This window comes from Chitinophaga polysaccharea, from assembly GCF_007829335.1.
Lineage (GTDB): Bacteria > Bacteroidota > Bacteroidia > Chitinophagales > Chitinophagaceae > Chitinophaga > Chitinophaga polysaccharea_B.
Genome location: NZ_VIWO01000001.1, coordinates 1,791,940 through 1,817,232 on the forward strand (window position 1 = coordinate 1,791,940; position 25,293 = coordinate 1,817,232).

At 46.6% G+C, this 25,293-nt stretch carries 17 protein-coding genes; 9 read left to right on the plus strand and 8 right to left on the minus strand.

The genetic code is table 11. From position 1 onward, the window contains the following. Nucleotides 1-6 precede the first annotated feature (6 nt). The 3 genes from FHW36_RS07495 to FHW36_RS07505 are packed head-to-tail and all read left to right on the plus strand — an operon-like array spanning nucleotide 7 to nucleotide 3,859. Complete coding sequence (locus FHW36_RS07495) at nucleotides 7-1,470, plus strand: glucosaminidase domain-containing protein (RefSeq protein WP_145664793.1); 1,464 nt, start codon at nucleotides 7-9, stop codon at nucleotides 1,468-1,470. 53 nt (nucleotides 1,471-1,523) lie between these two features. After that, nucleotides 1,524-2,066 carry a hypoxanthine phosphoribosyltransferase gene (gene hpt, locus FHW36_RS07500; RefSeq protein ID WP_145664796.1) on the plus strand — a complete coding sequence of 181 codons (543 nt, stop codon included), beginning with the start codon at nucleotides 1,524-1,526 and terminating at the stop codon, nucleotides 2,064-2,066. A gap of 47 nt (nucleotides 2,067-2,113) precedes the next feature. Beyond that, nucleotides 2,114-3,859, plus strand: a complete 1,746-nt coding sequence (locus tag FHW36_RS07505) for a vWA domain-containing protein (protein WP_145664799.1) — start codon at nucleotides 2,114-2,116, stop codon at nucleotides 3,857-3,859. A 2-nt stretch (nucleotides 3,860-3,861) separates the two neighbouring features. Here FHW36_RS07505 and FHW36_RS07510 read toward each other — a convergent pair whose 3' ends face one another. The 3 genes from FHW36_RS07510 to FHW36_RS07520 all read right to left on the minus strand — a co-directional run bounded on the left by FHW36_RS07510 (nucleotide 3,862) and on the right by FHW36_RS07520 (nucleotide 6,719). Next, nucleotides 3,862-4,803, minus strand: coding sequence for a class I SAM-dependent methyltransferase (locus tag FHW36_RS07510; RefSeq protein WP_145664802.1), 942 nt, complete (start codon nucleotides 4,801-4,803; stop codon nucleotides 3,862-3,864). 67 nt (nucleotides 4,804-4,870) lie between these two features. Continuing rightward, nucleotides 4,871-6,040, minus strand: coding sequence for a molecular chaperone DnaJ (gene dnaJ, locus FHW36_RS07515; protein ID WP_145664805.1), 1,170 nt, complete (start codon nucleotides 6,038-6,040; stop codon nucleotides 4,871-4,873). Between the two features lie 103 nt (nucleotides 6,041-6,143). Then, on the minus strand, nucleotides 6,144-6,719 hold the full coding sequence (locus FHW36_RS07520; protein WP_246121097.1) for a nucleotide exchange factor GrpE: 576 nt from the start codon (nucleotides 6,717-6,719) through the stop codon (nucleotides 6,144-6,146). A 137-nt stretch (nucleotides 6,720-6,856) separates the two neighbouring features. Between FHW36_RS07520 and FHW36_RS07525 the strand changes: the two genes are divergently transcribed. After that, nucleotides 6,857-8,029: a class I SAM-dependent rRNA methyltransferase gene (locus FHW36_RS07525; RefSeq protein ID WP_145664807.1), complete on the plus strand. Its 1,173-nt coding sequence runs from the start codon at nucleotides 6,857-6,859 to the stop codon at nucleotides 8,027-8,029. An 81-nt stretch (nucleotides 8,030-8,110) separates the two neighbouring features. Here FHW36_RS07525 and FHW36_RS07530 read toward each other — a convergent pair whose 3' ends face one another. The 4 genes from FHW36_RS07530 to FHW36_RS07545 form a co-directional block, all read right to left on the minus strand. Further along, on the minus strand, nucleotides 8,111-8,434 hold the full coding sequence (locus tag FHW36_RS07530; protein WP_168739960.1) for a T9SS type A sorting domain-containing protein: 324 nt from the start codon (nucleotides 8,432-8,434) through the stop codon (nucleotides 8,111-8,113). A 215-nt stretch (nucleotides 8,435-8,649) separates the two neighbouring features. Next, nucleotides 8,650-9,681, minus strand: a complete 1,032-nt coding sequence (locus tag FHW36_RS07535) for a PorP/SprF family type IX secretion system membrane protein (protein ID WP_145664813.1) — start codon at nucleotides 9,679-9,681, stop codon at nucleotides 8,650-8,652. 18 nt (nucleotides 9,682-9,699) lie between these two features. Beyond that, nucleotides 9,700-12,552 (minus strand): PKD domain-containing protein, encoded by a 2,853-nt coding sequence (locus FHW36_RS07540; RefSeq protein WP_145664816.1) that lies wholly within the window; start codon nucleotides 12,550-12,552, stop codon nucleotides 9,700-9,702. A gap of 142 nt (nucleotides 12,553-12,694) precedes the next feature. Next, on the minus strand, nucleotides 12,695-17,566 hold the full coding sequence (locus FHW36_RS07545; RefSeq protein WP_186452331.1) for a PKD domain-containing protein: 4,872 nt from the start codon (nucleotides 17,564-17,566) through the stop codon (nucleotides 12,695-12,697). 130 nt (nucleotides 17,567-17,696) lie between these two features. On the opposite strand from FHW36_RS07545, the gene FHW36_RS07550 reads away from it, so the two are divergent. Continuing rightward, on the plus strand, nucleotides 17,697-18,293 hold the full coding sequence (locus FHW36_RS07550) for a methyltransferase domain-containing protein (protein ID WP_145664821.1): 597 nt from the start codon (nucleotides 17,697-17,699) through the stop codon (nucleotides 18,291-18,293). A 67-nt stretch (nucleotides 18,294-18,360) separates the two neighbouring features. Here FHW36_RS07550 and FHW36_RS07555 read toward each other — a convergent pair whose 3' ends face one another. Further along, nucleotides 18,361-19,872, minus strand: coding sequence for a carboxypeptidase M32 (locus FHW36_RS07555; protein WP_145664824.1), 1,512 nt, complete (start codon nucleotides 19,870-19,872; stop codon nucleotides 18,361-18,363). Nucleotides 19,873-19,931: 59 nt separating this feature from the next. On the opposite strand from FHW36_RS07555, the gene FHW36_RS07560 reads away from it, so the two are divergent. The 4 genes from FHW36_RS07560 (at nucleotide 19,932) to recN (ending at nucleotide 25,237) form a co-directional block, all read left to right on the plus strand. Beyond that, complete coding sequence (locus tag FHW36_RS07560) at nucleotides 19,932-21,026, plus strand: Nif3-like dinuclear metal center hexameric protein (RefSeq protein ID WP_145664827.1); 1,095 nt, start codon at nucleotides 19,932-19,934, stop codon at nucleotides 21,024-21,026. Nucleotides 21,027-21,029: 3 nt separating this feature from the next. Next, nucleotides 21,030-21,782 (plus strand): zinc ribbon domain-containing protein, encoded by a 753-nt coding sequence (locus tag FHW36_RS07565; RefSeq protein ID WP_145664830.1) that lies wholly within the window; start codon nucleotides 21,030-21,032, stop codon nucleotides 21,780-21,782. Between the two features lie 276 nt (nucleotides 21,783-22,058). Continuing rightward, nucleotides 22,059-23,546: a tetratricopeptide repeat protein gene (locus FHW36_RS07570; protein WP_145664841.1), complete on the plus strand. Its 1,488-nt coding sequence runs from the start codon at nucleotides 22,059-22,061 to the stop codon at nucleotides 23,544-23,546. A 32-nt stretch (nucleotides 23,547-23,578) separates the two neighbouring features. Next, nucleotides 23,579-25,237, plus strand: coding sequence for a DNA repair protein RecN (gene recN, locus FHW36_RS07575; RefSeq protein ID WP_145664855.1), 1,659 nt, complete (start codon nucleotides 23,579-23,581; stop codon nucleotides 25,235-25,237). Nucleotides 25,238-25,293: the final 56 nt, after the last annotated feature.

The following is a 25,293-nucleotide window of genomic DNA, read 5'->3' on the forward strand; positions in this document are numbered from 1 at the left end:
AAATACATGCAAGTAAGAAAATTCTTATTAGTAGTCAGTTTTCTTATTGGCTTCGTTACCGTACTGCAGGCACAAACCATGACCACGCAGCAGTACATCGCTACCTATAAAAACTTAGCCATTGAGGAAATGCGCCGCTCAGGCGTGCCCGCCGCCATTAAACTGGCCCAGGGTATTGTAGAAACACAATCCGGCAACGGTACCCTGTGTTTACAGTCAAACAACCACTTCGGTATTAAATGTAAAAATACCTGGACTGGTAAAACCATCAAATACGATGACGATGCCGCCCAGGAGTGTTTTCGTGTATACGACTCCGCAGCTGAGTCTTACAGGGACCATTCCGATTTTTTGCACAGCAACCCCCGTTATGCCTTCCTCTTCCAGTTTGATGGAGATGATTATAAGTCATGGGCCTTCGGCCTGAAACAAGCTGGATATGCTACCAATAAAACATATCCCCAGCAACTGATAAAAGTAATTGAAGATTATAACCTGCAGCAATACTCGCTGATTGCTATGGGTAAAATGACGCCTGGTGCCGGAGATGGATTTTTCGATAAAGCCTCCTATGCTGAGGTAACGCCTAATGCAGAACCCCGCTCCTCCGGTAGCAGAGCCCATCATAATACGCACAACAAACAACAGACCGGTAACTATCCCAAAGGTATTTTTGAGATCAATGGCCGGAAAGCCGTATTTGTAAAGGCGGGTACCTCCCTGATAAAAGTGGCGGATCAATACAATAAACGCCTCCGTAAACTGGTACGTTTCAACGACCTGGATAACGATAATTCTCCTACCAGGGATATGATTGTTTTTTTACAGAAGAAAAGTAAAAGAGGCGGTAAAGAGTTTCACCCTGTGGTAAATGGAGAAACAATGCATGACGTAGCGCAGGCAGAAGGTATCCAGCTCAGATGGTTACGCAGGCGCAATAAAATGAACGAAGGAGAGGAACCAGCTGCCGGACAGCGTTTAACCCTTGATGGTTTTGCTTCCAATGCGCCCCGCCTGGCCAAAAATACCCGGGTACTGAAAGAAGAAGATCAGGAACCACCGGAAGATTTTTCTCCACGTAAAGCAATAGAAGGTATTAAAGAAGAAGTAGCTAAAACCTCCGGAGCGAGTGCTACACCGGAAAATAAACCCGCTGCCCAGCAGCCGGGCGGCATTCCGGTTGCAATGGTAGAAGACCTGAAAAAAGCCGGCCAGGTAACCACTTCCGGTGCAGCTGCCACAGCGCCAAAGGCCACCCTGCCACAAACGCCGGCTCCCACCCCGGTAACCGCCAAACCGGCTCCTGCCCCCGCATCCAGGGGAGGACTGCAATACCACGATGTTCAACCCAAGGAAACATTGTATGGCATTGCAAAAATGTACAACCGGTCTATTGCCCAGTTACAGGAATGGAATAATTTGCAGGGCAACGATATAAAAATCGGGCAACGCCTGCTCGTGAATAAATAAGCAGTGATCCTTTTCCTGCTTATATTTGTTAAATATGGAAATGTAGAAGTATTATGTCAGTAATCAAGGTGCATGACAAACAGTTCGAGCCTTACATCGATGCAGTAACGCTGCAGCAGCGTATTAAAGAAATGGCCGAACAAATTAATGAAGATCTGAAGGGAGAGCGCCCTTTGTTTATTGCCATCCTCAACGGCTCCTTTATGTTTGCCGCAGACATATTTAAGTACCTGAATATCGAGGCGGAAATATCGTTTATTAAGCTGGCCTCCTACAAAGGCACTAAATCTACCGGGAACGTAGTACAGGCTATCGGTCTGGATGAAGACCTCTTTGGTCGTACCGTGGTAATCCTGGAAGATATCGTGGATACTGGTAAAACCCTGAGCCAGTTCCTGCCACAGCTGGAACATCAGCAACCTAAGAAATTACTTGTGGCTTCCCTGCTCACCAAGCCGGAAGCGATGGTGCATCCCATCAAAATAGATTACCTGGGCTTCTCCGTTCCCAATAAATTCCTGTTGGGCTATGGGCTCGACTACGATGGCCTGGGCCGCAACCTGCCGGAAATCTATCAGCTGGTGGGAGCAGAATAGTATTATTTTTTCCGGGCAACTGCCCGGAAAAAATCTTAACTTAATACATGCCTAAGTTCCTTTTACTCTTATTATTATGGGGTGGAGGACTGCAAGCGCAAACAATCTGGGTATCGGGAGCAGTCGAAGACAGTATATCACATCGCCCTGTTTCCGGCGTGGTAGTGAAGGTGGTAAACGACACCACACAGGTAATCACTAACGCTTTCGGTCTTTTTAAAATAGCCATCCCTGCAACAACTGCTACACTGTTGTTTACACAAGCCGGTTATCTTCCCAAAGAGGTAAAGGTGACTAAATACGACCGGCTGTTAATAACGTTACCGCCTGCACGAAAAGATACGGACCCTGTTGCCATGGCCAAAGCCCGGTCTAAAATGCTGCATAGCAGCAACCCCAACTACGGCAATGTGGGCATGGGCACCCATTCCTTTTACAATGAAACTTATGGCGCCACTTATGAGAATAAGTTTGTGCGCACAGCTACTCGCCCGGTATCTACTTTTGCCATCGATGTAGACCGCGCCGCCTATAGCAACATCCGTCGCTTCCTGCGGTTGAAAGAAGCGGTCCCTGTAGACGCTGTGCGTATCGAAGAAATGGTCAATTATTTCCAGTATGATTACCCATTGCCTGCAGCCGGCAACACCATTGCCATGTATAGCCATTATACCACCTGTCCCTGGGAGGACAAGCACCGCCTGTTACAGGTAGCTATCCGCGCAAAGGCCCTGGCTACCGACAGTCTGCCTGCCTGCAACCTCGTTTTCCTGATAGATGTGTCCGGATCTATGGGCACTACTAATAAATTGCCTTTGCTGCAAGCTGCCTTCCGGATACTGGTACATAACCTCCGGCCGGTAGATAGAGTGGCCATTGTAGCCTATGCCGGTGAGCCAGGCATTATTTTGCCTTCCACCCCCGGCGATCAGCAGGAAAAGATATTAAATGCTATCGATAACCTTGCCGCCGGTGGCGCTACCGCTGGTGAAGCCGCTATTAAGATGGCTTACCGCATCGCCGCACAACAATATATTCCCAATGGCAATAACCGTGTAATACTGGCTACAGATGGCGATTTTAACGTGGGCCAGAGCAGCGATGAAGAAATGGAACAACTTATTATCCAGGAAAAGGAAAGTGGGGTATTGCTTACCTGTCTTGGATTTGGCATGAAGAATTATAAGGACTCCAAGCTGCAATCCTTATCAGGAAAGGGGAATGGCAATTTTGCCTACATAGATAACCTGGAAGAAGCCAATAAAATATTTGCCCGTGAATTTGGCAGTACACTGTTTACCGTAGCCCGGGATGTGCAATCGGAGGTATGTTTTAATCCGGCGCAGGTAAAAGCGTATAGACTTATCGGTTATGAAAATAAGACGTTGCCGGTAGATACCGCTACCGGCACAGATTACGGCGGTGGCATTATCGGCAGCGGACATTGTTCGGTAGCGATCTACGAAATTGTGCCGGCGGAGCATGTGCCACCGGGAGATTCGCTGCTGGCCAATGTAAATATTACTTATCGCAACCCGCAGGATACAACGATTAACACATTACCGGGTACGATTCCGGCAACATTGATCCAGTTTGAAGATGCCTCCGTGGATTGCCGTTTCGCTGCGTCGGTAGCGTTGTTCGGTATGCTCCTGCGTAAGTCGTCGTATTACGGCAATGGAAATACCGGCATGGTGATGAAAATAGCCCGGGATGCATTGGGAAACGATAAGGGCAACGACCGGGCAGAATTTTTGAAGATGATAAAAATGCTGCGAAAAAGTAAGCACTAACCTTATTTGATCAGCCGGTAACACTTCCGGATCAACTTCTGCTGAAAATCAAAAGGTAAAGTTTGATTGGTGATATCCTTAATACTGCTGGCATTGATCTTATCTGATTCCAGTATAAACCTGCGATAGTTATTACTGAAATATACTACGCCGTCCTTTTTGGTGGCCAGCAATACTTTATTCAGTAAGTCCACATGATCGCGCTGGATATCCAGGAAATCCTTCATACGCTTACTATTGGAGAACGTAGGAGGGTCTATAATGACCATGTCGTACGTATTTAGTTTAAGGGTATCCAGGTATTGAAGTACATCTGCATGAACGAAAGTATGCTGAGGGCTGTCAAATCCATTGAGCCGCATATTTTCTTCTGCCCAGGCCAGGTAGGTTTTCGACAGGTCGACTGAAGTAACTTCCGTAGCGCCGCCAGCGGCTGCATACACCGAAAAGGAGCCCGTATAACAGAAGAGATTTAGTACTTTTTTGTCTTTGGCTTCGTCCCTGACCATACCACGGGTAATGCGGTGATCGAGGAATAAGCCGGTATCGAGGTAATCGGAAAGGTTTACTTTAAACTGTAGTCCTGCTTCGTGGGCCGTCATTATATGACTTTCTATGCTCAGCTTTTCATACTGGCTTTGCCTGTTTTCCTTGCGTTGGCGTTGCTTTACCCAGATCTTACCAGGCGGTATTTCCAGTACTTTACTGATCAATTCCAGGCAGCTGTCCAACCAGGCTTCATGTGCCTCTTCTTCCATACCGTGTTTGCGGTTATATTCGGCAATGTATACATGATCTTCATAGATCTCTATGCTGAAGGGGAATTCAGGAATATCGTCATCATATACCCGGTAACAGGTAATATGTTGCCGTCTGGCCAGCTTGGAAATATGCCGGTAAACTTTCGTCAACCGGTTTTCGAACATCTGCAGTTTGGAACTCATGGGTACTTTTATGAAAACAAAGGGGAACGCCAACGGCATTCCCCTTTACTAAAAATAATATTTATCCTCAGCTGAAGATATCTCTAACCTTTTCGAAAAATCCTTTTTCAGACTTTTCAGGATTGGGTTTAAAGTTATCGGAGGACTGTAATTTATCGAGCATTTCTTTTTCTTCTGCGGTCACCGTCTGCGGTGTCCATACATTCACATGAATCAGCTGGTCGCCTTTCTCATAGGAATTAACAGAAGGGAATCCTTTGCCTTTCAGGCGGAATATTTTACCGCTTTGTGTGCCGGCAGGGATTTTAATTTTGGCTTTACCATCAATGGTAGGTACTTCCAGGGAAGTGCCGTATACTGCGTCGGGGAAGGAAATGTAGAGATCATATGCTACATTGAGTCCATCGCGTTGCAGTTCCGGATGAGGTTCTTCCTCGATCAGGATGAGTAAGTCGCCAGGAGCGCCGCCTCTTTCGCCGGCATTACCCTTACCGCTCATACTCAGTTGCATGCCTTCCTGTACGCCTGCCGGGATGTCGATGCTCACCATTTCTTCGCCATACATACGGCCTTCTCCCTTACAGTGGCCGCATTTGCTGGTAATGATCTGGCCTTCACCATGGCAGGTAGGGCAGGTAGTTACCGTCTGCATTTGTCCCAGGAAAGTTTGGGTCACTTTTCTTACCTGGCCGGAACCGCCACAGGTATTACAGGACTGGAATGCGTTTTTATCTTTTGCACCGAGGCCACCGCAATGCTGGCAGGGTACATATTTTTTTACTTTGATTTTTTTGTTGGCGCCTTTGGCGATTTCTTCATAGGTAAGACGAATTTTTACCCGGAGATTGGAGCCACGGGTACCGCGTCCACGGCGGTTTCCACCACCGCCACGTCCACCGCCGCCGAAGAAGCTGCCGAAAATATCATCATTACCAAATATGTCACCGAAGTTGGAGAAGATATCATCCATGTTCATACCGCCTCCACCAAATCCACCACCACGGTTGCCATTCATACCAGCATGGCCGAAGCGATCGTATTGCGCCCTTTTATCGGGATCGCTCAATACTTCATAAGCTTCAGCTGCCTCTTTGAACTTTTCTTCGGCCTCTTTGTTGTTTGGGTTGCGGTCAGGGTGATATTGCATGGCTACTTTACGGTAAGCCTTTTTGATTTCATCCTGAGAGGCCGATTTGGCAACAACCAGTATTTCGTAATAATCTCTCTTGGTAGACATTATAATAATCACTTAATACTGGTGCAAAGCACCAGCTTTTTGTTCGGTAAAAAATATGTCAGCTTAGCATAGGCAATCATCTGAGATAATGCCACATCGTCATTTATTTACCCACAATTACCTTAGCATGACGGATTAATTTGTCATTCAGATAATAACCTGGTTGCAAGGTGTCTACTACCTTACCTGTCAGCTCCGGCGTAGGAGCAGGAATCTCAGTAATGGCATCGTGCAGGTCCGGATCAAATGAGGTGTGGATACTCTCCATTGGCTTCAGTCCCTTCGCTTGCAGGGTATTTTTCAATTTGTTAAACACCAGCATCACACCGTCTTTTACAGCACTGACATCTGTGGCGTTTTCTAACTGTTTAACAGCCCTGTCGCTATCATCCAGTACATCCAGCAAAGATATGATAACTTCTTTGTTGGCGGTTTGCATCAGCTCTATACGTTCTTTGGCAGTACGTTTACGATAATTGTCAAACTCTGCCTGTAATCTCAGGTATTTATCGCGGATTTCGTTGACTTCCTGTTCTTTTTTCTCCAGCGCAGTCACTTCATCTGACTCATTATTCGTATTTGAACTATTGCTTATATTTTCTTCTGGCATGCTTTGCTCGTTTTCGCTACCAGCGTTAGCCTGACCGTTTGTCTGCATGTCTTTTTCGTTTTCTGTCATAATAAGTAATAATTGTCTGCTGTAGGTACCAGTCAATTTCTTTGCCAACAGGAGTTTTGGCGACAAAAAGGCAGAAAAAGCCGAAAATGCGAAGCTTCCCCGCTAAATAGCTACCTTTGCCCCTCGAAATACGCTAAATGACTAAAGTTTTTTTAAAGAAGCAGATACAAAACAGGGTATTACAAGGACATCCCTGGATTTTTGGCAACGAGGTAGCTGAAATAAAAGGAGAGGTGAATGCCGGTGAAATTGTAGATGTATATACGCATAAGGGCTTTTTCCTGGGCCGTGGTTATATTAACCCACAATCGCAAATATTGGTACGCTTGCTTACCCGCGATAAATCAGAAGAAATTAACCCGGAATTCTTTTACCGCCGCCTGCTGAAATGCTGGCAATACCGGCAGAAACTGGGTTATGTGGAAAACTGCCGCCTGGTATATGGAGAAGCAGATGATTTGCCTGCACTGGTGATCGACAAGTTCAATGATTACTTCGTTATACAAACCCTGGCCCTGGGAATGGAACGGTGGAAAGATGCCATCGTGGATGCCATCAACCGTATCTTTTCTCCCAAAGGTATCTACGAAAGAAACGATGTACCTGTAAGAGAACTCGAAGGCATGACCCAGCAAAAAGGCTTCCTCAGTGCGCCCTTCGACACGAACCTCATCATCAATGAAAATGGATTGAAGTTCCATGTAGATGTGGTAAATGGCCAGAAAACCGGCTACTTCCTCGATCAACAGGACAACCGTCGTGAAATAAAACATATCGTTAAAGACGCCGACGTCATGGAAGCGTTTTGCTATACCGGCACCTTCTCCTGCCATGCGGGTTTTTATGGCGCTAAAAGTGTGCTGGGACTGGATATTTCCGAAACAGCCGTTCACACCGCCCGCAGAAATGCGGAGCTGAACAATCTCCAGGATGTCTGCCAGTTCCAGGCTGTCAACGCATTTGATCAGCTGAAACAATGGACCCGGGAAGAGAAGAAATTTGACGTAGTGATACTGGATCCACCCGCCTTTACCAAAAGCCGCGAAAATATTCAGAAAGCAGTAACGGGTTATAAGGAAATTAACCTGCGCGGCATGAAATTGTTGAAGCCAGGAGGTTTCCTGGTAACGGCTTCCTGCACCAACCTGGTATCGCCCGACCTGTTTCTCCAAACCATCGATGCGGCAGCCAGGGATGCCAAGAAAAGATTACGCCAGGTAACTTTCCAGACGCAAGCCCAGGATCATCCCATCCTGAGAAACATCGAGAATACAACTTATCTGAAGTTCCTCATTGTAGAAGTATCCTGAGGATGACACAAATAAAAAAGGAAAAGTCACGATGCATATCGTGACTTTTCCTTTTTTATTTTGATGCCAGATGTATCTGAACTACTTGACGACATTGAACTTACCCGACTCTATCAGGTTGCCACGCTGGTCGCGCAACTGGAAAATATACAGGCCATTGTAATAGTTATCCAGGCTAACGGTGGTACGTGGCCCGATGCCTTTTAACTGGTCTATTTTCTTTCCCAGGAAATTGTATACAATAAGATCGTACAAGCGATCGTTATTATGCTGTTGAATTTCAAAATTGATGGTGGTAGTAGCGGGGTTGGGATATAGTTTCACGATCTTATTACCCCCCTCCGTATTAGGTTGGGATTTTTCGCTTTGCGCAATGCCGGTAACCGGCAGCAAGCTTAAAACCATTATGAGAATCAGGGTAGAGGTTTTCCACATAGTATTATAAAAATAAAGTTTTTTTCAAATATTTCCTAATTTTTGTTTGATAAATTCAGGCCCACAAGGGGACCTTTTCTACATAAAAATAACAAACCAAGAGCCATTTTGTTAGCTTTTTTCGCTTTTTTATGTAAATTTTAACGCTTGAATAATTTCTTCATAAGTAATTGATTTTCTGTTATTTAAAATCTTGGGCAATTTAAGCTTTCCAATGTTGAGTTCCGGCTATTGAGGAAGCCCTTGAAAACCAATGAGATTTCAAAGCCCCCGAAAGTTTGGCTGGCAGTACGCAGGTTGGAAATATTGGTGTCATAACTCATGGCCACCTCGTATTTATCCATATCAATTTTGATGGTGGGAATAATCGCGTCGTTCCACCGCAGGAACATTCCCCCATAAATAGCCCGGGTAGACTCCAGCCCCTGGTTCATCAGGCCATACCCGATCAGCGCTCCCCCGATATATTCTGAGTAAGTTCCCTGGTGCAACTGGTTGTAGTGCGCAATCACTTTTACCCGCTCATCTACCGGAATGGTAATACCGGCGTTGAACGTTATTTTAGGCTGTAGTACGATATTTTGATCGTTGTAAAAGGAAATTTTAGCGCCATTGAAGTGGAAATAGCCAGCCCCGATAAAGTAATTCACATCTTCCCTGATCACGCCATTGTAGCTGAGGCCCACCCCCATATCAAGATAGCTGTATCCTTTAAACGCCAGCTTACCTTCTTCGCCGGTAGGCATCGTCGGGTCAAAGCGGCCATTGGTATACTGGTTGTTGAAAGTCATGTTACCCGGATCAAACTGGCGCTGTACATAGCCTCCCATAAACCCTAACGAAAGAAAACTGCTCTTGTCTTCATTGAGCGATTTATGATAGTTGATGGCCGGGAATATCTGGGTAGACTGTAGCTTAGAAGTACCTGCCCGGTCGTAGGTAAGTTGTAAACCGGTGGTTACATAGTCATTGCTGCGTCCTACGGGGAATTTTATTTCGCCGCTCAGGGTCCCGGTCTGGTAAGGGATGGTTACACTGTTCCACTGGTTGCGATACACCGCCTGCACGCGCACATCGCCGTTGAAAATACCTATCAGCGCTGGATTGCGCAGTATGGGCGTTTCATAAAACTGGGAAAGATGTATATCCTGTGCATACAATTGTGTGGCCGTTGCAGTGCCAATAATCGCCAGTAATATGCGGTATACGGTTTTCATAATAACCAGGTTAAATAATTATCTGAGTAATGTTACGTTGCCTTTTAGCTGAAAGAAATCATTGGTGTCGCAATATGCCTCGATGAAATAAATGTATACATCGGCAGGTTGCGGTTTCCCATTGAGCGTGCCATTCCAGCCCGTAGTAATATCGTCTATGTTAATACGTTCCCGGTGATATACCTCTTGTCCCCAGCGATTAAAAATGCGGAAAGATTTAATCATGCTGATGCCTTTACCGCGGGGATAAAAAACGTCGTTTTGTCCGTCGCCGTTGGGACTGAAAGTATTGGGAATGAAGATGACATCGGTGTTGCAGATCAGGTCTATTTTTACCACATCGCTTTTGCTGCATCCAAACTGGTTGGTACCGGTAACACTGTAGGTCATTGGTTTACGTACGGCAGCAGTAACGTAAGGGGAACTGGGATTGTCGAGATAATCTTCAGGGCTCCATTTCCACTGTACGATATCTGCACTGCCACTGGCCATCAGCTTTACCACATCGCCCACGGTAAGGGTCTGGTCTTTTCCGGCACTGACCTGTGGCACGGGCTTCACCGCTACCTTTACCGACAACGGTGCACTCATAGGACACAGTGGATCGTTGGTGCCGGTTACCTGGTAGGTGATATCTGCTATCGGCGTAGTAATGGGATTGGCAATGGTGTTGCTGGTCAGCCCTGTAACGGGTGTCCAGTTATAAATAGCGGCGCCGCTGGCCTTCAGTTGTACGGAAGTGCCATAGCAGGCAATGGTATCTTTACTGACCGTGAGATTGACTTTAGGAACAACCGCTACATCTGTAGAATCAAATACCGTACATCCTTTGGCATTAGTGGCCTGCACCAGGTAACGGGTATTTACCAGCGGTGTTGCTACAGGATCAGTGCAGGATGTACAGCTAAGTCCTGCGCCGGACAACCATTGCACCGTGCCATCAGATAAGGCATTAAGCGATACACTGTTGCCCTCGCAGATCTTAGCCTGCTGGGCAGATGCCTTTACAAAAGGTGTTGCATTGATATTTACCGTTTGTGTGATGGAATCCTTACAATTGCGGGCATCGGTTACCACGAGCTTTACCTGCTGCGGACCAGAGGTAGTATACTTGGTACCTGGAGGCGTTTGTGATTTAGCCGTTTGTCCGTTGCCCAGCTCCCAAAACCAGTCGGTGATAGGGATATTGGGAGAAGTAACCGTAGTATTGGTAAAGCTAACCGGTTGACCGGCACAGGTAGGCCAGCTGGTGGTAAAATTAGCTATAGGAGCCAGTATGCTGATATCATTGGGTTTAAACACAATATCATCACAATAGGCAGGATCTTTATACCGGATCGTTAGTTTATTATTGAAGGTGCCGGCCATGGTCCAGGTTTTCACGTAACTCTGATCGGTGGTCGTGTATACCGTTCCGTCGCCCAGTTGCCAGGTATAGCTAGACACCAGTGCCAGCGGCACATTGAGTACTTCATAGGTAGCATTGCTGCCCCGGCAGATAGAACTTACGCCACTGGTAAAATCGGCTTTGAAGTAGTATATTGTCTGGAAGCTGCTGTGGCTGCAGTTGGTACCGTTTTCCCCAATGGTCAGGCGCACGGTATAGTTGCCGGGCGTGGTATAATTATGCGCGGCATCCCGGGTGTTCACCACAGGTGTATTATCTCCAAAATCCCACTCAAAAGTACTGTTGGCATTGATGCCGGTAGATTGGTTGGTGAAAATAAATTTGCTTTTATCTGTACAATCGCGCATTAGGCTAAAGTGTGAAACTGGCCCGGTGATCACCACGGTAGCCGGGGGAGCGGCGGTAAAACAGCCATTGCTACCTGCTTTCATCTGCACGGTCAGGGTACCATTGGTGGCGAAGGAGTGTTTGATATCATTATTACTGCCTTCGCTGGTAGTACCATCTCCGAAATCCCAACTGTAGGTATCTGCAAAATTAGCGTTGGCCAGTAAGCGTACAGGCTCGCCTACACAACTGCTGGTGGGCGATACCGTGAAGCCTACATTGGAAGGGGGATTACCGGTATGTACAAATTTATCGAACGACTTTGTTACCACGCATTGGTTTTGTGTGGTAATGGTAACGCCTACATTGTAGGTACCTGTTTGTGTATATACATGGCTCACATTGCCTCCATTGGTGGTTTGCGTATTGCCGTCTCCGAAATTCCAGGCATAAGATATTACGGGATCGTTCATGTCATTGGAAGAGAGTCCATTGAATACCGCGGTATAAGGGACGCAGCCCGACAACGGGGTGGCCAGGTCCAGCGAGGGCAGCGAGATGTCGATATAAGCTGTTTTTTTCAAAGTGCCCGTACAACCGTTACTGTTAGTAACGGTGAGGGTTACATCATATTTGCCTGCCTGGGTGTAATTGTGTGGCATATAGGCGTTGCTGGTAGTAACCACTGTTCCATCTCCAAAGTCCCAGGTGCGGTTGGCCGCGCCGGGTGTGGCATCGGTGAAATTGGCGGTGTAAGCTTTACAACTTTTGGTAATATCAGCAGAGAAATTGACAACAGGGGTGCTGCCAAGAATAATGTCCCGCCAGTAGGTGCTGGTAATAATGCCGCCATTTACTTTATACTGAGCTTCCAGCGTAATTTTAACCGGCCCGCCGTTGGTATAGGTGATTTGTGGCTCAGGGTCGTGAGAAGTCCTGCCATCTCCAAAATCCCAGTTATAGGCAATAGGTGTCCCGGTGCTGTTATTCTTTAAAGTAAGAGTAACGGGTGTACATAAGTTACCCGGCGATGCGGTATAGGTAAAATCCGCTTTCTGTGCCAGTAAGTTATTGGCAGGTAAAAGACTTGCAATGAGCAGAAATGTCCGTAAACACGTTGCCTGTAGGGATTTCATAGGTACACAGGTTTTCCATTGACTGAATGACTGCACAAATTAATAAAAATTACATATATAAATTTTTTGATTTTTCGGATTTTTTGACGATTGACATTAGTGAACGGTAGTGCTCGGTTGTCAATGCATCAGAAAACACGGTTTACCGGATGAGGGTAATATTGCCCTTCAACAGGTTTACTGCACCTTTATCGCATACCACTTCCACGTAGTAAACAAATACATCAGGATTGAGCGGCGTTCCGTTGAAACGGCCGTCCCATCCGGCTGCCGGGTCATTGGTATTGGCGTTGAGCCGCTCAAACACCAATTGTCCCCAACGGTTAAATACCCGGAAGCGCCGGATGGTTTGCATGCCTTTTCCCCGTACATAAAAAACATCATTCTGACCATCACCATTAGGAGAAAAGGAATTGGGAATGAATACATTGCCTTCATCGCATACCAGTTTAATCGCCACATCATCTGTACTTACACACCCAAAGCGGTTGGTTACTTTCACATGGTAAGTAATATCGTCGGTAGGTGTGGCCGTTGGCGCGAGGCAATTATAACAATTGAGGCCCTGGATAGGAGTCCATTCTACCTGGGTAATATCATCGCTACCGGTAACAGGCAACGGGATTACGGAACCAGTGGCGGTAACGATGTCCGGGCCGGCATTTACTTTCGGCGCGGTGCGAACATATACCCTGGCCAGTACTGTATCCGTGAAACAGGTGCTGTTGTTATATCCTACTACCTGGTAAGTAATATTGCCGTCCGGACTGGCTATCGGGTTGGCGATATCGGCGCGGTTAAGTCCGCGTGCCGGAATCCATTGATAGCGCAAGGCGCCGCCAGCCAGCATTTGTACGGTTTCACCCTCACACATTTCTGCATCCAGCGCGTAGATGCGGAACGGTTGCATTACACTCACCGGTATTTCCGCTTTATTCGTACAACCGTATTCGTTAGTAGCCAGTACCTGGTAAACTGTATCTATATCCGGTTTTACCGTAGGAGATACACTGGCCGGGTCTGAGATATTATAGTCAGTCCACACTACCTTAACATTAGCGGTGGTATTGGCTTGCAGCTGCAAGGCGGCGCCACGGCAAATGGATGCCACATCCGGCGACGGGTTCAATACCGGTGAAGGATTAACCACCATACTGGTGGTAGCAGTAGCGGGGCAGGAGCCGTCGGCGTTGGTAATGGTTAGCGTAACGGGAGTAGTGCCAGCTGCGCTCAATGTGATTTCTGGTGGTACGGGCTGATCGTATGTTTGATTGGGGCCTACCTGCCATCGCCATTTGGTGCCCGGCACATTTTTACTGTCGCTACCGGATAACTGTACCTTGCCGGAAACGCACAACGGTGCAATAGGGGCGATGACCGGCACGGCCTGCGGTGGAATCACTACCGGCAGTGTTTTATCGTCTTTGCAGCCATAGGCGCTCGTTACCCGCAGCGTTACATTGGTAGTACCAGGCTGTGGATAATTGAAGGTGCCATTAAAGGTGCCGGCGTTGTTATTGGGATCGCCAGGTACGCCGAAATCCCACGCATTGCTGAAATCCAGCGCCAGTGAATCTTTGGTAAGGGTTTTACTTTTATTGGTAAAGGTAACCTTGCCGCCACCACACACTTTAAAATCATCGGTGGTAAAATCAGCAGTTGCTTTATCCACAATAATTTTATCATTCCCATCTGCTTTTACAACACAGCCCTGGTCATCCTGCAGCGATACCCTGGGATAATAGATGCCTGGTTTCGTATACGTATGGGCGGGAGAAACGGGTGTTTTCGAAGTTAATACGGTGCCATCGTCAAAGTCCCACATATAGCTGTCTGTTTTTATCGAGGTGGCGCTGATACTAATATCCAATGGTACACAACCCTGGGTAGGCGTTGTTTTCATAGTGCCATCAGGACCCTTTATAGTAATAGGTAAAGTAGCGGTACTGGCACATCCTCCTTCGGAATAAACAGTAAGCACCACGTTATACGTTTTGGCCCGGGCGTAAATATGCACATCCGGATCATTTTTCGTAGAAGTCCCATTATCTCCGAAATCCCAGTTGGCATTTTTATAACCGGTAGAGGTATTAGTAAACAATACTTTCACTGGCGGACATAAGTCGAGGTTATCGGGGATTTTAAAAGAGGCCTTTGGATCAGGAACCGTAATAAAGTTGGGTTTGGTGATTTGGTCTGTACATCCGCCGGCAGTAGTTACTTTAAGCGTTACCGGGTAAGTACCGGGAGCGCTGTATATTTTGCTTGGATTGCTGCCGGTACCTGTGGTATTGTCACCAAAATCCCAGGCATATTGTTGTATGTTGCCTTGGGACTGGTCAACAAAAGTAAACGCTTTATCCAGGCAGGCGATGTTGGTGGGTACCATGAAATCGGCCTTTACTTTTTCAAAGGCAATCACTTTCTGTGCTTTCACCACACAACTGAATTTATCTGTTACGGTAAGTATTACCGTATAGTCGTTTGCGTTAGTATAAGTGTGTTTAATCCCTACCGGCTGAGTAGTATAGGTTTCTTTGGCACTCTGATCTCCAAAATCCCATTGCCAGCTCAGTATCTGGTTGCCGGCATTGGTGGTGGATTTATCTGTGAATGTGAAAATTTCATCCTTACATTTTTTACCCACATAGTCGAAGTCCGGATCAGACCCGTTGACGTCGATAGTAACCGGAGCCGACGTCCTGGTACAGCTGTTTTTATCAGTAATGGTCAGTTGGATGGCAAACGTACCTGTTTTATTATATTGATGCGTTACCGGTTGACCGGGATCAAAACTAAATGCCGGTATGGTTTGGGGGGGAGTGCCGTCGCCCCAATCCCAGCTGTATTCATTGATATTGTCATTGTTGATCGGGCCCAGGGTCATGCTGATATTTTCGCCGCGGCAGATGCGCGGTTTGTTAGGCGTGATAACCGGATGTTCATCAATGATATTGACCGACTGAGTGGTAGTTGAAGTACAGATGCCATTGTCGATGGTGAGTTTTACCTGTTTGATACCAGTGGTCTTGTAGGTGAAGTCAGGGCTTTGATCGGTAGACGTAGCGCCATTTTCACCAAATTCCCAGAACCATGTTTTTACGGCAGTAGGAATAGGCCCAAAAGTAGAATTGTCTGTAAACTTGCGATGGTAGGGATTTGCGCAATCCGGTGCGGTATTAAAACGGGCAATAGGCGGAATGATCTGTATGTAGTCTTTTTTCATTAACTGCACGCGGCAGCCATAGTTATTCACTTCCAGTATGATATCATGACTCCCGATTTCATTGAAACGGTGGTTAGGATTTTCATCGGTGCTGGTGCTTTGGTCCTGTACGAAGGTCCAGTTCCAGGATGTACCGCGGGGTGTGGAGAGATTGGTAAACTGTACAGGGTCTTTGGCACACGATTTCAGCGGGGTAGCTACAAAGTCAACAACTGGCTTTTGGCCGGCGCTGATGACGGTTTGGCCGGTGGCAGTACAACCACCCGCTGTTTTAATAGTTAAGGTCACAAAGAAGATACCTTCTTTCGTAAAAATATGATGAGGTTTGGCATCCGTAGAAGTTGAGCCATCTCCGAAATTCCATTGATAGCTGATGATCGGATCAGGAAGGTCAATTTCTGCGTAGAAGTCTACCGGCAGGGGAATACATCCTTCTGCGGTGCTGCGGTATACACTGAGATTAGGTTTTACGATGCTGATATAATCGCGTTTACTCACGGTGTTGCTGCATCCCAGGGTAGTGGTAGCGGTCAGGCTAATGGTATAGGTACCTTCTTTCGTATAAATATGTGATGGATTTTCCAAAGTGGTACTGGTTCCGTCTCCAAAGTTCCAGTTCCAGGAAGTAGCGTTGGAAGAGGTGGCGTTAAACTGGGTGGTAAAGGGCGTATTACAGGCGCTGACAGGCGTTGCTACCGGGTCGATCTGTGGTAGGGGATTTACGTGGAGGGTTTGCTGTACTTCTTCCATACACGTGCCCAGGGAGGCCTGCATTTTAACGAGATAGTCGCCGGGTGTAGAAAATTGTTTTACCGCATCCGTAGTGGTTTGGGTTGTACCATCTGGGAACGCCCAGGTAACCTTATCTGGTGCAGGTTGGGTGGTATTTTTAAAATTGACGGTTTGTCCGGCACATGCCAGTGAAGCAGTGAAAGACGGTTTCACCTGTTCTATAACGATATAATCGGTTTTGATCAGTGGGGCCGTGCAGCCGGCATTGGTAGTGGCGGTGAGCTTTACAGTGTACCTGCCTGGTTTCGTATAGTTGTGCTGGTTAGCAGTTCCCGTACTGCCGTCCCCGTAGTCCCAGGCATAGGTAACCGGATCGGGCGAATTATTAACTGTTGTATTGAAAAAGTTGACGGTTAACGGAGCCGTGCAGCTTTGTGTTTTGTCGGCAGTAAAGGAGGGTGCGGGGGCGCTCTGTACTTTTACTGCAACTGGTCCGCCTGCGCTGGAACACCCTTTGGAGTTGGTTACTACGCTCACCACGTTGTAAGTGGCCGGTTGCGTAAAGGTATGTGTAACGTTGGCGCCATTACCGCCACCGCCATCTCCAAAATCCCAGGTAATATCTGTGATGGTACCATCTCCGGGGGTGGACTGGTCTTTGAAAGCGGCCATAAATGGGGCGCATCCGCTGAGGTTTACGGTAGTGAAATTTACTACCGGCTTATTATATACCTGGATATCTACCTGCCTGGTGATGATGTTGGCACCATAGGTGGCCATCATTTTCACATGATAGACTCCCGGATTCTGAAAAGTTTTGGAAGGGGTCAATTCATTGGTAACATTGGCGCCTAGCCCGAAATCCCATTCAATATGTTGATAACCAGGATCCAGTGTGGCGGAAAAGTTAACCAGGAACGGGGGGCAACCGGCTGTTTTATCTGCGCTGATGGAAACAGATTGAGCATGGGCGGCAACAGCCATGATAAATATGGGGAGCAGACTAAGGGCAATGTGTCTGGTGACAATCCGCAGATGACGATGTAGGCTTTTCATGGCATAGGTTGGCATTAAGGCCAGTTCATAGGTGTGTTACAAAGTATAAAAATACTAATAATGTTCGGAAAACCTTGGGTTTTATGTATGTTGTTGAATGGCCGTAACTTAGCATAAAAGAATATTGGATATGGATAGTCAGTACTGGAATGACAGGTATATCAGTGGCGCTACAGGGTGGGATATGGGAGAAGTATCGCCACCGTTGAAAGCGTATATCGACCAGGTGCATAACCGGGATATTCGTATACTCATTCCCGGTGGCGGCAACAGTTATGAAGCCGCCTACCTGGCAGGGCAGGCATTCAGTGATGTAACGGTACTGGATATTGCCCCGGTATTAATAGAAAAACTGCGTGCAACGTTTAACCGTACCCGTGTAAAGGTGTTGGAGGAGGATTTTTTTACACATACCGGTACCTATGACCTGGTATTGGAGCAAACCTTCTTTTGTGCCATCGACCCGTCCCGCCGGATGGATTACGTAAGGCATATGCACTCGCTGATCCGTCCCGGAGGGCACCTGGTGGGGGTATTGTTTGATCGTGATTTCCCCCAGGCAGGGCCGCCATACGGAGGGTCAGCAGCAGAATACCAGGAATTGTTTGCCCCGCTTTTCGATATCAAGGTGTTGCAGGCCTGTTATAATTCCCATCCTGCCCGGCAGGGATCCGAAGTGTTTATTAATTTTATGCCGAAACTGAAGAAAATGTTTGGCGACTACTAGTATATCTTACCGTTAACTGATAAAAAGAAGGGGAGAGATGCTTATGATCTCTCCCCTTCTTTTATCATCAAAACTGGTAGATACCACTGTATTTCTTTTGGGCATAAGCCAGGAAATCGCCGAATGCCAATGGTTTCCCGGTTACCTTTTTACACAATTCATTAGAGGTATAGAATCTTCCGAAAGGATGAATATTAGTACGCAACCAATCGAGTAATGGCTGGTAGTTGCCGGTGGCTATACTGTTATCCAGTCCGGGTACCTGATGCTGTGCAGCGGTAAAGAATTGTGCGGCGTAAAAGCTGCCCAGGGAATAGGTAGGGAAATAGCCAAAGCTGCCGTGCGACCAGTGGATATCCTGCAATACGCCCTGTACATCGTCGGGTACGGTTACGTGCAGGTATCGGCGGTAATATTCATTCCAGGTATGTTTCAGGTCTTTCACGGGGATACTTCCGTCTATTAATCCTTTTTCAATTTCATACCGGATCATAATATGGAAGTGATAGGTCAGTTCATCGGCTTCCGTACGGATCAGGGACGGCTGTACTTTGTTGATAGCGCGGTAAAATGTCTCCAGTGTAACATTGCCGAGGTTTTCCGGGAATAGTTGCTGTAAACGGGGATAATGATACTGCCAGAAAATAAGGCTGCGTCCTACGTTGTTTTCCCAAAGGCGCGATTGCGACTCGTGGATGCCCAGGCTGGTTGCTTCACCGCAGGGGAGTCCATATTGTTCGGTGGGCAGTCCTTGTTCATACAGGGCATGTCCGCCTTCATGGATACAGCTCCAGGTCATATTACCGAAGTCGTTTTCGTCGATGCGGGTGGTGACTCTTACATCATGTGGGTTGAAGCTGGTTGTAAACGGGTGTTCGGAAATATCCTGCCTGCCTGCCTGCATATCATATCCCATATTTTCCAGCAGGGAGATACCGAATTGCCACTGGGTATTCCGTTCATAGTGTTTGTGGAGAAAATCTTTATGAATAGCAGGTTGTTGTTCTATTTGTGTCAGCAGGGGAGATAAGGCTGTTTTTACTTCTTCGAAGATGGTATCGAGCATTGCTGTATTTGCTCCTTTTTCATATTCGTTGAGGAGGGCATTATACGGGTGATGCTCATAACCGAGGAGGTCAGTTTCCTGTTTTTTAAGCGCAATCATTTTAGACAGCGCCGGGGCAAAGAGATCATAGTCATTGGCTTTGCGGGCTTTTATCCAGGCATGATAACTTTCGTTGGTAACCTTAGACATTTCGGCTACAAAGGCGGGTGGATATTTTTTATTTTTCTCAAAATCTTCCGTGGAGAGCAGAATATTTTTTTGTGCTACGGCATCGAGTGATGACTGGCCTTTTAGGGCTTGCAGTACCGTGTCAAGTTCGGGAGCCGTAAACAATTCGTGTGCGATGGTGCTGAGGGTAGTAATTTGCTGGCCACGGAATCCGGCGCCTTTTTCCGGGAGATAAGTTTCCTGGTCCCAGCCCAGTACGGCCAGGGCATTTCTCACGTCTGCAATTTTTTGCAGCTTTATTTTGTATTCGGCATATAGTTCTGCTGTAGATTTGCTTCCGGGCATAAAATTTATTTTTTTGCAAATTTAGTTGATGCTGGTAATGAACCATTAATTTTTCAGTTATGAAGATCAAAGAGATTATACAGGTGATAGAGGAGTTAGCTCCTCTGCAGTACCAGGAGAGTTATGACAATGCGGGGCTTATATTCGGAAATGCCGGTTGGGAGGTAACCAATGTGTTGTTGACACTTGATGCTACGGAGGAGGTAATAGACGAGGCGATTGCCCGGGGATGTAACCTGGTAGTGGCCCATCATCCTATTGTTTTTGGGGGATTGAAGAAGATTAATGGGAGAAACTATGTAGAGCGGGTGGCTATTAAGGCGATCAAGCATGATATTGCCGTGTATGCGGCCCATACGAACCTCGACAACGTAAAGAACGGGGTATGCCGGCAGATGGCGGAGAAGTTAGGGCTGGAAGCGTGCCGGGTATTGCAGCCCAAGCGGGGATTACTGAAAAAGTTATACACCTTTGTGCCCGAAGCCGATGTTGAAAAGGTAAGGGACGCATTATTTGCAGCCGGGGCCGGAAATATTGGTAACTATAGCGAAACGAGCTTCAACGCGCCGGGGATGGGGTCGTTTAAAGGGTCGGCGGAGACGAATCCTTATGTGGGTACCCCGGGAAAAAGACATTTTGAGGCAGAAATAAAGTTGGAAGTGATTTTTCCGGTATATTTGGAAGGCAAAATTGTACAGGTACTATTGGCGGCCCATCCCTACGAAGAGGTGGCTTATGATGTGGTAAGCCTGGATAATGCTTACCAGGAGGTAGGTTCAGGGTTGATAGGCGAGTTGCCGGAGGCGATGGAAGAGATGCAATTTTTGCAATATGTGAAGCAGCAGTTCCGGGCAGGTTGTGTGAAATACACCCCTTTGCGGGGCAAATCCGTAAAAAAGGTGGCGTTATGTGGAGGAGCGGGAAGTTTCCTGTTGAGGCAGGCGATTGCGGCAGGGGCCGATGCCTACATATCATCAGATTTTAAATATCATGAATTTTTTGATGCTGAAAATCAATTAATTATAGCAGATATCGGACATTTTGAGAGCGAGCAGTTTACAGTGGAATTATTTTATCATATATTGACTGAAAAATTCCGTAATTTTGCGCCTCTTAAATCTACGATTAAAACAAACCCGGTAAATTATTTATAATACATGGCAACCGTAAAAGAATACTCCGTTGAAGAAAAATTAGCGTCTGTACTCAGATTACAGAAGATTGATTCCAAACTGGATGGAATCCAGGTGCTGAAAGGGGAGTTGCCGATGGAGGTAAAGGACCTGGAAGACGAAATCGAAGGATTGAACACCCGTCAGTCTCACATTGAGAACGAGGTAAAAGGTATCCAGGATTTCGTGGCCAGCAAGAAGAACGCCATCAAAGAGGCTGAAGCGTTGATCAAGAAGTATGAGAAGCAGCAGGATAATGTGAAGAATAACCGTGAGTTTGAAGCCATCACCAAGGAAATGGAGATGCAGGCGCTGGAAATCAAGCTGGCTGAAAAGCATATCAAGGATGCGAATGAAGAAATAAAAGACAAGAGTCGCGTGCTTGAAATGGCTAAGAAAGCAGTAGCTGATAAAGAAGCTAACCTGAAGCACAAGAAAGGCGAACTGGAAAAGATCATTGCTGAAACTGATAAAGAAGAGAAAGCTTACCGTAAAGACAGCGAAGAAGCGAAATCCAAGGTAGACCCCCGTTTACTGCAGGCTTACGAAAAAATCCGTAAGAACTACCGTAACGGTCTGGCTGTGGTAACCGTAGAACGTGATTCATGCGGTGGTTGCTTCAACGCTATTCCTCCTCAACGTCAGGCAGAAATCCGCCAGCACAAGAAGATTATCGTTTGTGAGCACTGCGGCCGCATCCTGGTAGACAACGACCTGGAAGCTACCGTAACGATCTAACCGGTAATACTTGTTATAAGAAATTAAAAGGGCATCCATAGGATGCCCTTTTTCGTATAGCCCTCTCCGTAAAAACATACTAATTTATTTAGTTTTGTTTTACTAATTATATTAGCTTTGTAATCACTGCGGTTGCGCAGGTACCTTGCGTAGTAGTTCTTTTATTTTGTGGCAGGGAATTGGATGGGCAATGCAACTTTAAAAAAATGAATTGTTTATTTGGGATTTGAGAGATGATATGTGAGATTTGGTCTTTAATTCCGGAATTTTCCCCGTATGCGTATTATTTTTTCTTTGTTGTTACTGCTGGGTGTAGGGTTGAATGTAAGTGCCAGGCAGAAAGTATATGATTTTAATACCCGTTGCGAACAGGCGTATGATGCGATTATGCAATTACGCATAAGTACGGGAAGGGCTTTGCTGGAAGCGGAAAAAAAGGAGCACCCGGACAACCTGGCGCCTTATTTTCTGGAAAACTACGCAGACTTCTTTCCCCTTTTCTTTAATGAAGATGCAGGGGAATATGCGAAGAAAAGAAGTTTAAGGTCGTTCCGGCTCAATAAGCTGTCGGAAGGCCCTTCAGACTCGCCTTATTATTTGTATACACAGGCGGCCGTAAAGTTTCAGTGGGCCATGATCAAGATAAAGTTCGATGAAAAGTGGGATGCTACCTGGGAAATCAGGAAAGCATATATGATGCTGAAAGAGAATCAACGGCTTTTCCCCGACTTTGTTCCCAACAACCTGTTGATGGGTGCCATGCAAACGGTATTTGGTACTATCCCGGAAGGATACCGGTGGATCACCAATATCCTTGGCCTGAAAGGCAGCATGAAGGAAGGCATGGCCAATGTGAACAAGTTCATTGAAAGCAATAGCCCGGAAGCAAAAATGTTCAGGGAGGAATCCTACTACTATTATTGCTACCTCACGCTCTTTATTGTGAATAAACCGGAAGATACCTGGGATTTCCTGCAACGTAAACAACTGGACACCAAAAATAATTACCTGTTTGCGTTAATGGTGGCTAACCTGGCGCTTAATAACCAGAAAGCTGCGATTGGGATTAAGGTATTGCAGGAGCGAAATGATACGCCGGAGTATGAAGATATCCAGTACTACAACTATGTAATGGGATTGTTGAAATTAACCAGGCTGGATCCCGATGCGCATGTTTACCTGGAGCGGTTTGTTAATAACTTCAAGGGTAAGTTTTATGTGAAAGAGTGTTTACAGCGACTCAGCTGGTATTATTACCTGGAAGGCAACCAGGCGGCAGCGGATAAGTACCGGGCTATGATCCTGACGAAAGGGGGCGTGGAAACCGATGCAGATAAACAGGCGCTGAAAGAAGCCAAAGCAGGGAAATGGCCGAATCCGTTCCTGCTGAGGGTACGGCTGTTGAGTGATGGCGGATATTTCAGCAAGGCGCTAGGGATGTTGCTGACAAAGAAAGCAGCCGATTTCCCTGCCATGGAAGATAAACTGGAATATGCCTACCGGTTGGGAAGGATATATGATGAGAGTGGACAGGACGACCAGGCCATTGCCATGTATGATGTAACCGTGAAAGTAGGTGCTAACAGGCCGGAATATTATGCGGCCAGGGCTTCCCTCCAGATGGGTTACATTTATGAAAAAAGAAATGAAAAAGCCAAAGCACTGGAATGTTATCAGCGTTGCCTGAGCATGAAAGGGCATGATTATAAGAATTCCCTTGACCAGCGGGCCAAAGCAGGCATTCAGCGGGTGAACGGAACCTGAGCTTTCAACATCATAAAGGAATTTCCTTACTTATGTTACAGCGATTAACCATTACGAACTACGCCATTATCGATCACCTGGAAGTAGATTTTTCAGGAAACCTGAATGTGATCACCGGGGAAACCGGTGCAGGTAAATCAATATTATTGGGCGCACTCTCCCTGATCCTGGGCGAAAGGGCCGACCCCGGAGTATTGTTTGATAAAACCGGCAAATGCATTATCGAAGGCTTCTTTAAAGTAAAGAAATCCCAGGTGGCTGCCTTCTTCCAGGAACATGAACTGGACCTGGAAGACCAGTTGATCATAAGAAGAGAGATTAGTGCTACTGGTAAGTCAAGAGCTTTTGTAAATGATACCCCCGTTAATATCTCTCAATTATCGGAACTGAGCAGCTACCTGGTAGACCTGCATCAGCAATTTGATACCCTGGCGCTGGGTAACGCCGATTTTCAACGGGAAGTGATTGATGCCCTGGTGAATAAACCGGCAGAAATGCAGCAATACCACCAGGTATTTGTGCAGTACGTACAGGTACAAAAGAAATACAAGCAGCTGTTTGACAGCCGCGACAGCGCCAATAAAGAACTTGACTATAATCGCTTCCTGCTGGAAGAGTTAACAGATGCAGGTTTCAACACGCATGAAATAGAAGACCTGGAATCAGAGCTGCAAACGCTGAGCCATGCAGAAGAAATAAAGAATACGCTGAACCGGGTATATTTTCAGCTGAAGGAAGATGAACAGCCCATCCTGCAACAATTGAAGCAGTTGCAGTCTTCCCTGCAGGGACTGGCTGCTTTTCATAAAGAGATGCCTGCCATTGCTGAGCGCCTATTGTCTTCTTACCTGGAACTACAGGATATTGCAGGCGAGGTAGAGCAGATCAACGACCAGGTGCAGTACGATGCACAACGCATTGAGCTGGTGAATGAAAGAATGGCATTGGGATATCGCTTGTTTAAAAAGCATGGCGTACAAACCACCGATGAGTTGCTGGCCATCAAAGAGGAGCTAACCGTAAAGGTGGATAATGTATTAAACCTCGATGAACAACTGGTTAGCCTGGAGCAGGAACAAACCCGTTTAAAGGAACAACTTCTGCAGCTGGCAGGCGTGATCAGTGCTTACCGCCAGGAACAGGCCAGTCCGTTCGAAAAGCAGGTGAATGTGCTGCTGGCGCAGGTAGGTATGCCTAATGCGCGATTGAAAGTAGATATCGTAACCGGCGAACTGAATCCATATGGACAGGACACTATCGACTTTTTATTTGACGCCAATAAGAGCAACCAGTTTGCACCGGTAGGGAAAGTAGCTTCCGGTGGGGAGTTAAGCCGCCTGATGTTGTGTATTAAATCGTTGGTAGCGCAATCTGTTTCCCTGCCTACACTTATTTTTGATGAAATAGACACTGGTATTTCGGGAGAAGCCGCCCGTCAGGTAGGTATCATTTTGAAAAACCTGGCCAAATCGCACCAAATTATCTGTATCACCCATCAGCCGCAGATAGCCGGAAAGGCAGACGCTCATTACTTTGTATACAAGGAAGCCAAAGCGGAGAAAGTAACTACCGGCGTACGCTTATTATCGGAAGAGGAGCGGGTGAACAAGATTGCGCAGATGCTGAGTGGAGAAAAGCCTACAGCAGCGGCCCTGGAGAATGCGCGGGAAATGCTGGCTATTCCCTCCTGAAGTATAAACAGCAAAAAAGCCGTCGCTGGCTTTGCATGCATATTTAGCTGTTAACC

Coding starts and splice junctions, on each gene's coding strand:
- FHW36_RS07495 (WP_145664793.1), top strand. CDS start 7: ATGCAAGTAAGAAAATTCTTATTAGTAGTCAGTTTTCTTATTGGCTTC.
- hpt (WP_145664796.1), top strand. CDS start 1,524: ATGTCAGTAATCAAGGTGCATGACAAACAGTTCGAGCCTTACATCGAT.
- FHW36_RS07505 (WP_145664799.1), top strand. CDS start 2,114: ATGCCTAAGTTCCTTTTACTCTTATTATTATGGGGTGGAGGACTGCAA.
- FHW36_RS07510 (WP_145664802.1), bottom strand. CDS start 4,803: ATGAGTTCCAAACTGCAGATGTTCGAAAACCGGTTGACGAAAGTTTAC.
- dnaJ (WP_145664805.1), bottom strand. CDS start 6,040: ATGTCTACCAAGAGAGATTATTACGAAATACTGGTTGTTGCCAAATCG.
- FHW36_RS07520 (WP_246121097.1), bottom strand. CDS start 6,719: ATGACAGAAAACGAAAAAGACATGCAGACAAACGGTCAGGCTAACGCT.
- FHW36_RS07525 (WP_145664807.1), top strand. CDS start 6,857: ATGACTAAAGTTTTTTTAAAGAAGCAGATACAAAACAGGGTATTACAA.
- FHW36_RS07530 (WP_168739960.1), bottom strand. CDS start 8,434: ATGGTTTTAAGCTTGCTGCCGGTTACCGGCATTGCGCAAAGCGAAAAA.
- FHW36_RS07535 (WP_145664813.1), bottom strand. CDS start 9,681: ATGAAAACCGTATACCGCATATTACTGGCGATTATTGGCACTGCAACG.
- FHW36_RS07540 (WP_145664816.1), bottom strand. CDS start 12,552: ATGAAATCCCTACAGGCAACGTGTTTACGGACATTTCTGCTCATTGCA.
- FHW36_RS07545 (WP_186452331.1), bottom strand. CDS start 17,566: ATGAAAAGCCTACATCGTCATCTGCGGATTGTCACCAGACACATTGCC.
- FHW36_RS07550 (WP_145664821.1), top strand. CDS start 17,697: ATGGATAGTCAGTACTGGAATGACAGGTATATCAGTGGCGCTACAGGG.
- FHW36_RS07555 (WP_145664824.1), bottom strand. CDS start 19,872: ATGCCCGGAAGCAAATCTACAGCAGAACTATATGCCGAATACAAAATA.
- FHW36_RS07560 (WP_145664827.1), top strand. CDS start 19,932: ATGAAGATCAAAGAGATTATACAGGTGATAGAGGAGTTAGCTCCTCTG.
- FHW36_RS07565 (WP_145664830.1), top strand. CDS start 21,030: ATGGCAACCGTAAAAGAATACTCCGTTGAAGAAAAATTAGCGTCTGTA.
- FHW36_RS07570 (WP_145664841.1), top strand. CDS start 22,059: ATGCGTATTATTTTTTCTTTGTTGTTACTGCTGGGTGTAGGGTTGAAT.
- recN (WP_145664855.1), top strand. CDS start 23,579: ATGTTACAGCGATTAACCATTACGAACTACGCCATTATCGATCACCTG.